The 12,914-nt window shown below is 51.8% G+C and carries 16 protein-coding genes; 6 read left to right on the top strand and 10 right to left on the bottom strand.

All coding sequences use genetic code 11. The features are described 5' to 3' along the window. Positions 1 to 3: 3 nt before the first annotated feature. Positions 4 to 93, bottom strand: a complete 90-nt coding sequence (gene yldA / locus BJ887_RS23350) for a small membrane protein YldA (protein ID WP_271661446.1) — start codon at positions 91 to 93, stop codon at positions 4 to 6. Positions 94 to 230: 137 nt separating this feature from the next. Beyond that, positions 231 to 641 (bottom strand): nucleoside diphosphate kinase regulator, encoded by a 411-nt coding sequence (rnk, locus tag BJ887_RS16035; RefSeq protein WP_014169101.1) that lies wholly within the window; start codon positions 639 to 641, stop codon positions 231 to 233. Between the two features lie 254 nt (positions 642 to 895). Between rnk and BJ887_RS16030 the strand changes: the two genes are divergently transcribed. Next, positions 896 to 1,726 (top strand): alpha/beta fold hydrolase, encoded by an 831-nt coding sequence (locus BJ887_RS16030; RefSeq protein ID WP_020885006.1) that lies wholly within the window; start codon positions 896 to 898, stop codon positions 1,724 to 1,726. Between the two features lie 89 nt (positions 1,727 to 1,815). After that, a complete protein-coding gene (locus BJ887_RS16025; RefSeq protein ID WP_025204679.1) occupies positions 1,816 to 2,433 on the top strand; it encodes a flavin reductase family protein in 618 nt (205 codons plus the stop codon). On the opposite strand, the gene rna is transcribed toward BJ887_RS16025, so the two are convergent. Continuing rightward, positions 2,427 to 3,236: a ribonuclease I gene (gene rna, locus BJ887_RS16020; RefSeq protein ID WP_020885004.1), complete on the bottom strand. Its 810-nt coding sequence runs from the start codon at positions 3,234 to 3,236 to the stop codon at positions 2,427 to 2,429. The genes BJ887_RS16025 and rna overlap by 7 nt on opposite strands. Before the next feature lie 94 nt (positions 3,237 to 3,330). Further along, positions 3,331 to 4,698, bottom strand: coding sequence for an anaerobic C4-dicarboxylate transporter DcuC (gene dcuC, locus BJ887_RS16015; RefSeq protein ID WP_020885003.1), 1,368 nt, complete (start codon positions 4,696 to 4,698; stop codon positions 3,331 to 3,333). Between the two features lie 495 nt (positions 4,699 to 5,193). Between dcuC and pagP the strand changes: the two genes are divergently transcribed. Continuing rightward, on the top strand, positions 5,194 to 5,811 hold the full coding sequence (pagP, locus tag BJ887_RS16010) for a lipid IV(A) palmitoyltransferase PagP (RefSeq protein ID WP_014169108.1): 618 nt from the start codon (positions 5,194 to 5,196) through the stop codon (positions 5,809 to 5,811). A gap of 190 nt (positions 5,812 to 6,001) precedes the next feature. Then, complete coding sequence (cspE, locus tag BJ887_RS16005) at positions 6,002 to 6,211, top strand: transcription antiterminator/RNA stability regulator CspE (RefSeq protein WP_002439184.1); 210 nt, start codon at positions 6,002 to 6,004, stop codon at positions 6,209 to 6,211. Between the two features lie 220 nt (positions 6,212 to 6,431). Here the strand turns inward: cspE and crcB are convergent, their stop codons facing one another. Continuing rightward, positions 6,432 to 6,815 (bottom strand): fluoride efflux transporter CrcB, encoded by a 384-nt coding sequence (gene crcB / locus BJ887_RS16000; RefSeq protein WP_014169110.1) that lies wholly within the window; start codon positions 6,813 to 6,815, stop codon positions 6,432 to 6,434. Positions 6,816 to 6,882: 67 nt separating this feature from the next. On the opposite strand from crcB, the gene BJ887_RS15995 reads away from it, so the two are divergent. After that, on the top strand, positions 6,883 to 7,671 hold the full coding sequence (locus BJ887_RS15995) for a deaminated glutathione amidase (protein WP_121340099.1): 789 nt from the start codon (positions 6,883 to 6,885) through the stop codon (positions 7,669 to 7,671). A gap of 126 nt (positions 7,672 to 7,797) precedes the next feature. Beyond that, entirely contained in the window at positions 7,798 to 8,001 is a 204-nt protein-coding gene (tatE, locus tag BJ887_RS15990) for a twin-arginine translocase subunit TatE (RefSeq protein WP_014169112.1), read from the top strand. An 81-nt stretch (positions 8,002 to 8,082) separates the two neighbouring features. Here the strand turns inward: tatE and lipA are convergent, their stop codons facing one another. From lipA to dacA, 5 genes are all read right to left on the bottom strand, one after another. Further along, on the bottom strand, positions 8,083 to 9,048 hold the full coding sequence (gene lipA / locus BJ887_RS15985) for a lipoyl synthase (protein WP_025204675.1): 966 nt from the start codon (positions 9,046 to 9,048) through the stop codon (positions 8,083 to 8,085). 207 nt (positions 9,049 to 9,255) lie between these two features. After that, a complete protein-coding gene (locus BJ887_RS15975; RefSeq protein ID WP_049023520.1) occupies positions 9,256 to 10,209 on the bottom strand; it encodes a YbeF family transcriptional regulator in 954 nt (317 codons plus the stop codon). 291 nt (positions 10,210 to 10,500) lie between these two features. Continuing rightward, the gene (lipB, locus tag BJ887_RS15970) at positions 10,501 to 11,142 is read right to left on the bottom strand and encodes a lipoyl(octanoyl) transferase LipB (protein WP_121340098.1); all 642 of its coding nucleotides are present in this window, start codon (positions 11,140 to 11,142) and stop codon (positions 10,501 to 10,503) included. Between the two features lie 95 nt (positions 11,143 to 11,237). Beyond that, positions 11,238 to 11,501 carry a DUF493 family protein YbeD gene (ybeD, locus tag BJ887_RS15965; RefSeq protein ID WP_003858718.1) on the bottom strand — a complete coding sequence of 88 codons (264 nt, stop codon included), beginning with the start codon at positions 11,499 to 11,501 and terminating at the stop codon, positions 11,238 to 11,240. A 105-nt stretch (positions 11,502 to 11,606) separates the two neighbouring features. Continuing rightward, complete coding sequence (gene dacA / locus BJ887_RS15960; RefSeq protein ID WP_014169116.1) at positions 11,607 to 12,818, bottom strand: D-alanyl-D-alanine carboxypeptidase DacA; 1,212 nt, start codon at positions 12,816 to 12,818, stop codon at positions 11,607 to 11,609. Between the last annotated feature and the right edge of the window lie 96 nt (positions 12,819 to 12,914).

Here is a 12,914-nt window from a genome sequence, read left to right as displayed (position 1 = left end):
CGCTTACCGATGACGCTCAAGATAAAGCACCGCCATGACGATGATCGCCAGAATAATGAGAAAAATAAGTGTGATAACCACTATCTCACTCATGACCGTCCCCGCGGCACCCAAACAGATTAAGCGTGGGTTAAGGGGTTTTCGGGCGATATAGGATAATCGGGTGAATTTGCGGAAAGAGGATGCGGGTGCATCCTCTGTGCAACGCGGGAGCGTTTGTTCAGATGGGGTTAACGCAGGTAGTCGCCCGCGGCTTCTGGCTGGTAGAGCAGCTCCAGCACTTCCAGATGCGCCGCAGCACCGCCCGGCAACGCCCAGTTGATAGTGTCTCCCGTACGCAGACCAAGAAGCGCGGCACCCACAGGAGCAAGGACCGAAAGCTGTGCACTGCTGTCGGTCATCTGCGCCGGGTAGACCAGCGTTCGGGTCAGCTCTTCACCGGTGGCCAGGTTACGGAATTTAACCCGGCTGTTCATGGTGACCACGTCGTGCGGCATGGATTCAGGCGTGCACATCTGCGCCCGGTCAAGCTCTTCATTCAGGGCGTCAGCCACCGGAAGCGAAGCGAATTCTGCTTTTTCCAGCAGTCTGTCAATACGTTCTGCGTCAAGCTCATTGATGATAATGGTGGGTCTGGACATTTTTTACTCCATGTCGTTAATGCTGCGTGTAACGCAGAAACCAATCCAAAAGAAAACCCTCGCCGTCTGGCAGCGAGGGTTTAACTCTTCTGATGATACTGGCTGAGCGCACAACTTTGAAGTGATACAGGTCACATTCATGGGTCATATGAATTTTCGGTGAAAAACGTGCTCCCTTGCCAATTTGCATTATTCTTTTTAAGCGCCCCCTGCGGGCGACTATCCGCATTCAGTGTTTCTTCTCAGGAGATCTCATGAGCGATTACGACAAAATTACGTTGAAAGACGGCAGTTATTTATATTTTAAAGACTGGGGAAGCGGGCAACCCGTGGTGTTTAGCCACGGCTGGCCGCTGACGGCGGATGCCTTTGAAGACCAAATGTTATACCTGGGATCAAAAGGATTTCGCGTAATTGCACATGACCGCCGCGGACATGGCCGCTCAGCGCAGCCGTGGGATGGGCACAATATGGATCAGTACGCCGACGACCTGGCTGAGCTGACGGCGCGTCTGAATCTGAAAGACGCTGTTCACGTGGGGCATTCAACCGGCGGTGGCGAAGTGGCGCGCTATATTGGTCGCCATGGTACGGATCGCGTGGCGAAAGCGGTACTTATTGGTGCCGTGACACCGATTATGATCAAAACCGATTTCAACCCGAACGGTGTGCCGAAAGAGGTGTTTGATGGTATTCGGGAAGGCGTGATTAACGATCGCGCAGCTTTCTTCTATGCGCTGACCGAGGCGTTTTATGGCTATAACCGCCCGGGGGCGAAAGAGTCCAAAGCGGTGCGGGAGAGCTTCGTTGAGCAGGGGCTTCAGGGGTCGATCAAGGCGCTGTATGACTGCGTAAAAGCGTTCTCTGAAACCGATCTGCGTGAAGATCTGAAAAAGATGACTATCCCGACGCTGGTGATCCACGGCGACGACGACCAGATAGTCCCGATCGAGACCTGTGGTCGGGTGGCTGCAGAGATCCTGCCGAACGCTGAACTGAAGGTCTATGCCGGGGGTTCTCACGGCATATGCACCACGCATAAGCACCAGATCAATGACGATTTGCTGAAATTTATTCAGTCTTAATTCCTGGCGGATTGCGTTACGCTGAGTGTCCTGATCCAGGGTACTGAGCGAAACGCAATTCGTGTCTGCCCCACCATTAAGAGAGCACTATGTATTTCTATCAACCTTCTCTGGGACACGGCCTGCCGCATGACCCACTGAACGCGATTATTGGCCCACGCCCGATTGGCTGGATCTCCTCGTGCGACAACGCCGGTCAGCTGAATCTCGCGCCGTATAGCTTCTTTAACTGCTTTAACTATCGTCCGCCCATCATCGGTTTTTCCAGCAACGGCTGGAAAGACAGCGTGCGTAATATTACCGAAACCGGCGAGTTTGTCTGGAACCTGGCGACGCGCGATCTGGCTGAAGCGATGAATGCGACCTCGGCGATGCTTCCCCACGATGAAAATGAATTTACCTTTGCGGGATTAACGCCAGCGGCCAGCCAGCTGGTGAACGCCCCGCGGGTGGCAGAAAGCCCGGTTAACTTTGAGTGTCGCCTGTCGCAGTGTATTCAGCTTACCGGGGCCGACGGCACACCGGTTGATACCTGGCTGGTGCTCGGCGAAGTGGTGGGTATTCACATCGCCGAAACGTTGCTGGAAGAGGGGATTTATCAGACGGCGAAAGCGCAGCCCATCCTGCGTGCGGGTGGGCCGACGGCTTACTATGGCATCAGTGACGAGCACCGGTTTGACATGACCCGACCGATCGTCAATCAGTGACCGGCTTTATCAATGACGAATTGTTTTCCGCAGTTACCCGGGTGTGGCTGCGGAGCAAATGAGGTTGCAGAAAGCGGGTTATTAATGGTGTCTGCCTTCAGTGAGATCTGCATTTCGGTCAGGTAGGACGGGTTGCCATTACAGGTAAGTTTGAACGCTTTGACATTCTCCTTGCCCCAGCCCTTGGCCACGGCGCTGTCAAAATCGCTGCGGCTTACGGTTTTTCCATAGTTATCGGCGAGGAACTTGCCGACCGCGCTGTTTTTTATCTCCTGATTCATGCGCACCATTGTGCCGAAATACGCGTCAGGATCAAAACCAAAGCATACGCCGTGTTTGGCATATTCGTAGCGTTCCAGGCAGGAGTTACCGCCAGCACCTGGCATAACGCTGTTCAGCTTCGCAGCACCTGAAAGCGACAGTCCGGTTTCGGCGGCAGCGCATTTGCGGCTGGCCTTCACCTCCGGCATGTTCGGGATTGGACGGGTCGCGCAGCCAAAACGCATCCAGCGACGTTCATCCACACCCCGTGCGGCAACAGATTTTGGCAGCCCCGGCCATAATCCGTGCACGGTCAGAAAATCGGTTTTGTTATCACTCTCTTTTTGTAAACGGCACTCTTCGGGCTCGTTGCGGTTACGGTCGGCCATGCTCTGGCAGAACCCGGTTTGCCAGGAAAGAGCCAGAACGTAGCGATCGAAATCGCCATACTGCGTTGCCTTGAGTGGGTCGGCCTGTGCGGAGAATACACAGAGTGCCAGCGCGATTGCGCCAGACGGAATAACGATATCCTTCCTGAACATGTGATTTCCTGATCGAATGAGCATGAATAATTTCTGGAAATTATTAAAGCACAAAAAGCGCCCGCAGGCGCTTTCTGGATATCAGGAATTTAGCTTAAGCTGCGCCGGGTACCAGCACCTGCGTGGCAATAATCACGATAATCAGCCCCACAATCACGGGGACGGAGGTGCGTTTGATCACTTCGAAAGGCGAGATTTTTGCCATCCCGGCAACGGCTACGACTACTCCCGATACCGGCGAAATGGTGCGACCGAGGTTTGACGCCTGCAGCATGGGGATGGAGAGATAGGCCGGGTTAATGCCTGAGGAGTGAGCCAGTTTCGGGATCATCTCAACGAAGGCGTAGAACGGCGCGTTACCTGAACCGGTGGTCATGGCGGCCAGCATGGTCAGCACCACCAGAACCAGCATCAGGATAATACTGGCCGAGCCGAACGAGGTGGCGATGGAAATCAGGCTCTGAATAAAGCCGATGGTGCTCAGACCCTGGGCGAAGACGCCTGCTGCAACCAGCAGCATAACGACCCCTGCAAACGCATCCGCCATACCGCGATAGGCCACTTCCAGACCCGAGAAGACTTTCTGCGTGTTAAACCCACGCACAAACTCCAGCAGGGCGGCCAGCAGCATGCAGATCACCAGAATGGTGATGATGTGCAGCTGCGGGCCCCATTTACCGTCAAAAATAAGCACGCCAATAATAGGTGTGAACGGCAGAATGGCATAAAACGCCGGCGCGGTGGTGGTGATTTCACTCACGTCCAGCATCTCGTGGCTGATGTTCTCCTTCTTATCGAGATAACGCTGCCAGAAGAAGTGCGCGATGCCCATGCCGACAATGGCGACGATAGAAATGGGCAGCGTGGTTTTGAACGCAAAGTCGATAAGCGACATTTCAGCGGCTTTGGCTGCGAGCACGACATCACCGGAGGTGGGGGAAAGAATAATGGCGGCCGGCGAGGCGCAAATCGCGGCGGCCGCGCCGCGGCTGATACCGACGTTAACCATAATCGGGAACAGGGTGGCCATTAACAGTACGCCCAGACCGGTGGCGGACGACACGGCGAGGGACATCAGGCAGGCAAGGAAATAGGCCGCGACCATCAGCAGATACGGGGAGTTAATGTACTGCAGCGGTTTGGACGCCAGTTTAACCACCATATCATTCGCGCCGATATGGGTCATGTACGCCGCAAAACCGCACAGCATCATGATCATCATACCCAGGTCGCCACCGCGGCTCATGAGCAGGATTTTAATGTATTCAACAATGTCTGTGGCGGTGTAGCCCGTACTGTCTGCGCTGGCCGGTAACACCTGATGGCCCATGATGGCGCTGATAATGAGCAGGGTTAGCCCGCCGACAAATAACACCCCTGTGGCCGAGTAACCTTTAATGATGTAGCGCGCTACACCGACAATGACGACGACTCCGATAAGGAGCTCGATAAACGTAAGCATGGTTTCCCCTGTGTCCTTGCTGCCCGAGAGCACAAATAATCAATAAAAAAGAAGGATGAAATGTGCCGAATTAATGTTCTGTCCTTGCTGATTAAAATCAATAAACAGACTACTAAAGAAGATATTAACGGTATTTTTGCCATCGCCCCGGCATTTATCTCATGCGCATATTGACCGGTATAGATATCACTATATGTCAATTAAATGATAATGGGTTGTTAAATATTTTGTGGGTTTAAATTCGCCGCAGAAAGAAAAGGCAAAAACCCTTTGGGAATTGAGTTTTTAATGGCTGCCGGCAGCCCTCCGGAACGGGCCCTGGAGACCGTCATTGCTGGCGTTGGTGAGGTTGTCCAGCGTATTAAAGCCTAATAAAGGCTTACTTTTTATGTGATTATTATGGCGTGAAGGTATGTTCCTCTCAGAATATTCCCAGGAAGAAGCTGATTAATTAGGAATAACGCTGATGCTGTTAAGCTTTGATTAAACTATTTTATGGTAAACTTTGCCTCGAATACTAAGAATGGTAATTGCATTGTGATTGTACGTAATAAATTTTTCCTCATTTTGTTGTTTATTTTTGGGCAGTTAGCATTGTCGTCTGTTGCACACGCCGAGAGCAATGCAACCGATAAAGGCTGGTTCTCCACCTTCACTGATAATGTGTCGCAGACCTGGACTGCGCCAGAGCATTATGACCTGTATGTTCCGGCAATAACGTGGCATGCGCGTTTTGCCTATGACAAAGAAAAGACTGACAAATATAACGAGCGCCCGTGGGGGGCTGGTTTTGGTCAGTCGCGTTGGGACGAAAAAGGGAACTGGCATGGCATCTATCTGATGGCCTTTAAAGATTCCTTTAACAAGTGGGAACCAATCGGGGGTTATGGCTGGGAGAAAACCTGGCGTCCGTTAGCCGATGAAAACTTCCATGTGGGGCTGGGCTACACCGCCGGTGTGACCGCACGCGACAACTGGAACTACATTCCGATTCCGGTGCTGCTGCCTCTGGCCTCTATCGGCTATGGTCCGGCAACGTTCCAGATGACCTATATTCCGGGGACATACAACAACGGTAACGTTTACTTCGCCTGGATGCGTTTTCAGTTTTAACTGAAAAAACGTCACGTACTGGTGAAAAAGTGTGCAGCCGTTGATTCCGTTGAGATAAAAAACCGTCAGCAGAAATTAACGCGACTTTAGTCACTTTTTATCAAAGAACCGCTGGACAAAAGGTCCCACAATTGATGTACTGGTACCCGACACAGCATTTGTGTCGTTTTTTAATGTAAAGGTAATTTTGATGTCTAAGATTAAAGGTAACGTTAAGTGGTTTAATGAGTCCAAAGGATTCGGTTTCATTACTCCTGAAGATGGCAGCAAAGACGTGTTCGTACACTTCTCTGCAATCCAGTCTAATGGTTTCAAAACTCTGGCTGAAGGTCAGCGTGTAGAGTTCGAAATCACTAACGGTGCCAAAGGCCCTTCTGCTGCTAACGTAATCGCTCTGTAATTCAGACGCGTCAGCAAGAATTTCAAAACCCGCTCACTGAGCGGGTTTTTTTTCGCGTGGAATCAGCTAAGCAGATACATTTTGAGGAAGCTGGCAACGATCAGCACGCTCAACAACACCACACCTGCGCTCATCAGGTTCTGTTTCATTCTGTCACCCTCGTTCAGTATTGCGTTCAGAGTGACAGAGAAAAATTAAGCCAACATTAACGCAGCGTCTGTTAGTGCGTCGTGGCGGAAGAAAATAGCCAGAATGCGATCCCCGTCATCGCAAAGGAGCCGAGCATATTAATCGCAATGTTCATCAGCGCCCAGCCGACACGCCCTTCCTGAAACAGGAAAACCACTTCCGCCGAGAACGTTGAGAAGGTGGTTAAACCGCCGCAAAAGCCGGTGGTAATCAATAGCTTCCACACGGGATCGATATGCGTCATACGGTTAAACCAGGCCAGCCCCACGCCAATAATGAAAGCACCTATCAGGTTAGCCGCCAGCGTACCCATTGGAATAGCCTGATGCAGGGGATTAAAACGCATACTCAAAAACCACCGCGCAACGCTACCCGTACCCCCACCAATAAAAACGGCTAAAAGTAGTTGTAACACTGTAAATACCTGCTATTTGATGTGTAAGAGTGGCGAGTTTAACGCGGTTTTTGCTGAGGGGACAAATATGTATGTTGCGGTAGGACAGTTTGCGGTTACGCCTGACTGGCAAGAGAATGCAGATAAATGTGTCTCTCTGATGAGGCAGGCCCGCCTGAAAGAAGCTTCCTTGCTGGTGCTGCCGGAGGCGCTGCTGGCAAGAGATGACAACGACCCGGACCTGTCGGTGAAGTCTGCCCAGCCCCTGGACGGCGGATTTTTACAGCACCTGCTGGCGGTAAGTGCGGGCAATGGTTTGACCACCCTCTTTACGGTGCATGTCCCCTCGACGGCAGGACGAGCGGTAAATACGCTCGTGGCCATCCGTGACGGCGCGATCGTTGCGCGCTATGCCAAACTCCATCTTTATGATGCCTTCAGCATTCAGGAGTCACAGCGGGTGGATCCGGGAGACAGCATCCCACCGCTGCTTGATGTCGATGGCTTTAAGATTGGGTTGATGACCTGCTACGACCTGCGTTTTCCTGAGCTGGCACTTACGCTCGCGTTAAAGGGGGCTGACGTGCTGGTAGTGCCTGCCGCGTGGGTCAAGGGGCCGCTTAAAGAGCATCACTGGGCAACGCTCCTTGCAGCGCGTGCGCTGGATACAACCTGTTATGTTGTGGCCTCGGGGGAGTGCGGCAATAAGAACATTGGGCAGAGCAGGGTGGTGGATCCGCTGGGGGTTACGATAGCCGCTGCGGCGGAGGCCCCGGCTTTGCTGATGACAGAGTTACAGCGGGAGAGGATTACGCTTGCACGGCAGCAATTACCGGTTCTTCGCAACCGTCGGTTTGCGCCACCGCAATTATTGTGATGTTTTTTTCAACAATGCTTGATTCACCTTGTTACAGATTGCTATTGTGTGCACGCGTCAAATGACCGTTAATACAATCAGGTTTTTGGCGCTGAATGCAGCCTGGTTTATGTAAAGAAGGTATCTATGGGTGAGATTAGTATTACCAAACTGCTGGTGGTTGCCGCACTGGTCGTCCTGCTGTTTGGTACCAAGAAGTTACGCACGCTGGGTGGTGACCTGGGTGCCGCCATCAAAGGCTTTAAGAAAGCGATGAACGACGATGATGCGGCTGCGAAGAAAAGCGCCGAGGGTGACATCCCGGCAGAGAAGCTTTCTCACAAAGAGTAACGCCAATGCCTGAGGGCTTGCGAAAAAAAACCGGCTCAAGAGGCCGGTTTTTTTGCATTACTGTAAGTGAATATTACAGTCTTATTTCACTTCTTCGCCTTTTGCCTGCATATCGGCATGGTAAGAGGAGCGAACAAATGGGCCGCAGGCTGCGTGGGTAAAGCCCATCGCCAGCGCTTCGGCTTTCATCTCATCAAACTCATCCGGGCTCACGTAGCGCTGCACGGGCAGGTGGTGGCGGCTTGGCTGCAGATACTGTCCCAGCGTCAGCATGGTCACACCGTGGCGGCGCAGATCGCGCATCACTTCGATGATCTCAGCATTCGTTTCACCGAGACCAACCATCAGGCCTGACTTGGTGGGAATATGGGGATGCGCTTCTTTAAAACGCTCCAGCAGCTTCAGAGACCAGTTATAGTCCGCACCAGGACGTACCTGACGGTAGAGACGCGGCACGTTCTCCAGGTTGTGGTTAAACACGTCAGGTGGCGTCGCGGTCAGGATGTCCAGCGCGCGATCCATACGGCCGCGGAAGTCTGGAACCAGCGTCTCAATTTTGATGTTCGGGCTTTTCTCGCGAATAGCGGTAATGCAGTCAGCGAAGTGCTGAGCACCGCCATCACGCAGATCGTCACGGTCAACGGAGGTAATAACGACATAACGCAGCGCCATATCGGCGATGGTCTGTGCCAGTTTCTGAGGTTCGTTAGCGTCGGGCGCTACCGGGCGGCCATGAGCCACATCGCAGAACGGGCAGCGGCGGGTACAGATGGCACCCAGAATCATAAACGTCGCGGTACCGTGATTGAAACATTCAGCAAGGTTCGGGCAAGAGGCTTCTTCACAGACGGAGTGAAGGCCGTTCTTGCGCATCGCCGCTTTGATCCCCTGGATACGCGAAGAGTCAGCCGGAAGTTTGATTTTCATCCATTCCGGTTTTCTTAACAGCGCTTCGCGCTCTGTAGCCACGTTTTTAACCGGGATAAGGGCCATTTTATCGGCATCGCGGTATTTAACACCGCGTTCCATCACAATGGGTTTACTCATAGCGTGCGTGTTCCAGTTGCGAATATCGAAGGAAAGCGTTTCTATTCAAGGGAATGTTGTATTTATCAACTATTTTTGAACGAACGACAGGCAGTATATCATTGAAACGGTCGGTAAAGCAGCCTGCCAGGTCGCCAATTTGTAAAATAGTTGTTGTTTTGTGCGTTTTGCCCGGCAGGGGGCAGGGGCTTGTGCTGTATCAACCAGTCAGAAGGCCTGGCGGATGACGCGGATAACGTTTTCCAGTACCGGATCGCGCAAGCTGAGTTTGTTGTAATGCAGTGAAATCTCGATAGATTCCGCATTGAGCTGGGTGAGAGGAATGCTCTCCAGCGGCCAACATTTACGCAACAAGGTATACAGACGCGAAGGCATGATGCAGAGCATGTCGCTGCTGCCGATCAGGGAGGCAGTGGTGAACATATTGTAACTACTGAAGCTGATCTGGCGTTCCGGGAATATCTCATCGATTCGCTGACGCAGCGCATGGTTGGACTGTCCTTCGGTCATGAAAGACGAATGATCGTAGTTGCGCAGATTTTCAATGGTCAACGGCCCGCTCAGGGCGGGATGCTGCTGGCGGCACACCAGCACCAGGTTATCCGCATACAGGACATGTTGTCCGAGCGCTCGGGCGCTAAAGCTGCCGCTTTCTATAATCAGGTCGGTCTGAAACTGAGCAAGCTGAATATCAGGCTCGTTGAGCGGCACATTTCGCAGCAGGAGCTGGGGAACATGCTCTTTTATCGCCTGAAAAATAGCGGGCATCACCAGCACGCCGACAGACGGGGTGCAGCCGATAGTGATGGTTCTCTGTTTGTCATAGCTGCCGGTTAAATCCAGCGCACCCAGAATCGACTCCAGCCCCTGGCTGATGTACTCATGCAGATGGGTAGCGTAGGCCGTCGGCGTAACCCCCTGGCCCTTACGAATAAATAACGGGTCGGGAAATATAGCGCGCAGTTTTTGAATTGACTGGCTTATTGCTGAAGGCGTGAGATTAAGAATTTTCGCAGCATTAACGATACCCTTATGGACATATACTGCCTCAAAAATAGTCAACAAATTGAGATCAATATTACGTAAAGTCCGAAAAATTTGTGGCTTGTCCTCACCACCTGGGTCATTCAGTCGTTTGGCTGGTAAATTATTATACTCCACGCTTTCACTCCGTATACATTCACATTATGAATGATAGTTGAATTTATTTATTATGCTTGTAGAGATTCGTAAAGTGTTGGTTTTGTTTCACTTGTTTATCAAAAACAAACAGTTGTGTGATTATCACGCAAGTTACTTACGCCCTGTATGCAGTTCTGGTTGGAGGCTAAATAATATGTAGCGGTAATATTCGGGCGCTTCGAAAATATAGAATAAGCGGATTATTGTAAAGCGTAAAAGCGGTAAATAAACAGTGGCCCGTCAAATAATCGAGCCATGATGCATGATATATTAAGCAGTGATATATTCGTAAGATGGATTGTTAAGTAGGGCTAAAACGTTCTTCAAAAGCACGGGACGAATATTCTCTGGCGTTGCGCTTTCAACCCACTGGCGCATTTGCGTCATCTCCATTCCGGCGTAGCCGCAGGGGTTTATGCGCAGGAAGGGGGTAAGATCCATATTAATATTCAGTGCCAGCCCGTGGAAGGAGCAGCCCTTGCGGATACGCAGCCCCAGTGAGCAAATCTTACTTTCTCCTACATAGACGCCCGGCGCATCGGCACGCGGATGGGCTTCAATACCGTATTCCGCCAGCGTGTTAACCACGGTTTGTTCCAGCAGGGTAACCAGTTCGCGAACGCCGAGCTTTCTGCGCTTCAGGTTCAGCAGAACGTACATCACCTGCTGCCCGGGCCCATGGTACGTGACCTGCCCACCGCGATCGCTTTGGATTACCGGGATATCACCCGTCATCAATAAATGTTCCGCTTTTCCCGCCTGTCCCTGTGTAAATACCGGCAGGTGTTCGACCAGCCAGATCTCATCAGGGGTGGTGTCATCGCGTGAATCGGTGAAATCATGCATGGCCTGGGAGACAGGCTCGTAAGGTTGCAGCCCGAGATGACGGACAAGAATTTTATCCTGATACAAAAGGACGTCTCCGAAGACGAGGGACAAAAGGTGAGGGAGAGTATATCACAAGCGGGGAGGCGGGTTACCCGGCAAACCGGGTAACCGCAGAGGGACTACAGCACCATACGAACAATTTCGATATTGCCGAGCTCTTCGTACAGCGTCTCAACCTGCTCAATGTGGGTTGCGGTAATGGTAATGGATACCGAGTGGTAGTTGCCCTTGCTGCTTGGTTTTACTGACGGAGAGTAGTCACCCGGCGCATGGCGCTGTACCACTTCAACCACCTGATCAACCAGCTCAGGTTTCGCCAGACCCATTACTTTGTAGGTAAACGGGGTAGGGAATTCAAGCAGTTCGTTAAGTTTGGTTTTCATGTCAGCTCCGGCGTAACGTCAAAAAGAATAACTCCCACTACAGGTGGGAGTTATCAGGATATCTAGTATATGGGGATCAAAATCACACTTTCAAGTGTTCAATTTTTAGCCAAACCAGTGATGGAACATCAATTTAATGTAATCAATGATTTTGCCGAAGAAATTGCCTTCCGGGATTTCTTGCAGAACAACCAGCGGACGCTGATCGATGGTTTTACCATCCAGCTGGAAGTTGATGGTGCCCACCACCTGGTTTTTCTGCAGTGGCGCGTGCAGCTCAGTGGTATTCAGCACGTAGCTGGCTTTCAGATCTTTCATGCGACCACGAGGAATGGTCAGGTACAGATCTTTATCCACGCCAAGGGAAGCACGGTCGTTATCACCGAACCAGACTGGCTCAGAAGCAAACTCTTTACCGGCTTTCAACGGGTTCACGGTTTCGAAGAAACGGAAGCCCCAGGTCAGCAGTTTCTTGCTTTCCGTCTCACGACCTTTGAAGGTACGACCGCCCATCACGGCAGAGATCAGACGCATCTGGCCTTCGGTGGCAGAAGCAACCAGGTTGTAGCCAGCTTTATCGGTATGGCCAGTTTTGATACCGTCAACGTTCAGGCTGTTATCCCACAGCAGGCCGTTACGGTTGGTCTGACGGATACCGTTGAAGGTGAACTCTTTCTCTTTATAGATGGAGTATTCGTTCGGCACGTCACGGATCAGCGCCTGACCAATCAACGCCATATCACGTGCGGAGCTGTACTGACCATCTGCGTCCAGACCATGTACGGTCTGGAAATGGCTGTTCTTCAGACCCAGCGCGGTGACGTAGCTGTTCATCAGACCGACGAAGGCATCCTGGCTTCCCGCGGCGAAATCGGCCATTGCCACGCACGCATCGTTACCGGATTGCAGGTTAATACCACGGATCAGCTGAGAAACAGGAACCTGCATGCCCGGTTTCAGGAACATCAATGATGAACCTTTAAATACCGGGTTGCCGGTTGCCCACGCATCGTTACCGATGGTGACCAGATCCGTTTCTTTGAACTTCCCTGCTTTCATGGCCTGGCCGATAACGTAGCTGGTCATCATTTTGGTCAGGCTGGCCGGATCGCGGCGGGCGTCGGCATTCTGTTCAGCCAGCACTTTGCCAGAGTTGTAGTCGATCAGGATATACGATTCCGCGTCGATTTGCGGAACGCCAGGGATCATGGTCTTGATATTCAGGTCATCGGCGTGAGCTGCAGAGAGAGCAGTTGCGCAAAGGGCCGTGGTCAGCGCCATGCGCTGCACAAAACGAGCAGAAAAAGTGGTCTTCATGGTCAGAACAACGACATCCGTGATGGAATTAAAAAAAGTGCCTTACTATAGCAAATGCTATTCAGGCAGGCATCCGACTTTAAGCATGAGTTTGTG

The organism is Enterobacter sp. WPR_3_1 (genome assembly GCF_003635055.1).
Lineage (GTDB): Bacteria > Pseudomonadota > Gammaproteobacteria > Enterobacterales > Enterobacteriaceae > Enterobacter > Enterobacter ludwigii.
This window is presented reverse-complemented; position numbering and strand designations above follow the sequence as displayed.

Excerpts from the sequence above, each read along its gene's own strand:
- yldA (WP_271661446.1), bottom strand. The coding sequence starts at position 93 with ATGAGTGAGATAGTGGTTATCACACTTATTTTTCTCATTATTCTGGCG.
- rnk (WP_014169101.1), bottom strand. The coding sequence starts at position 641 with ATGTCCAGACCCACCATTATCATCAATGAGCTTGACGCAGAACGTATT.
- BJ887_RS16030 (WP_020885006.1), top strand. The coding sequence starts at position 896 with ATGAGCGATTACGACAAAATTACGTTGAAAGACGGCAGTTATTTATAT.
- BJ887_RS16025 (WP_025204679.1), top strand. The coding sequence starts at position 1,816 with ATGTATTTCTATCAACCTTCTCTGGGACACGGCCTGCCGCATGACCCA.
- rna (WP_020885004.1), bottom strand. The coding sequence starts at position 3,236 with ATGTTCAGGAAGGATATCGTTATTCCGTCTGGCGCAATCGCGCTGGCA.
- dcuC (WP_020885003.1), bottom strand. The coding sequence starts at position 4,698 with ATGCTTACGTTTATCGAGCTCCTTATCGGAGTCGTCGTCATTGTCGGT.
- pagP (WP_014169108.1), top strand. The coding sequence starts at position 5,194 with ATGGTAAACTTTGCCTCGAATACTAAGAATGGTAATTGCATTGTGATT.
- cspE (WP_002439184.1), top strand. The coding sequence starts at position 6,002 with ATGTCTAAGATTAAAGGTAACGTTAAGTGGTTTAATGAGTCCAAAGGA.
- BJ887_RS15995 (WP_121340099.1), top strand. The coding sequence starts at position 6,883 with ATGTATGTTGCGGTAGGACAGTTTGCGGTTACGCCTGACTGGCAAGAG.
- tatE (WP_014169112.1), top strand. The coding sequence starts at position 7,798 with ATGGGTGAGATTAGTATTACCAAACTGCTGGTGGTTGCCGCACTGGTC.
- lipA (WP_025204675.1), bottom strand. The coding sequence starts at position 9,048 with ATGAGTAAACCCATTGTGATGGAACGCGGTGTTAAATACCGCGATGCC.
- ybeD (WP_003858718.1), bottom strand. The coding sequence starts at position 11,501 with ATGAAAACCAAACTTAACGAACTGCTTGAATTCCCTACCCCGTTTACC.
- dacA (WP_014169116.1), bottom strand. The coding sequence starts at position 12,818 with ATGAAGACCACTTTTTCTGCTCGTTTTGTGCAGCGCATGGCGCTGACC.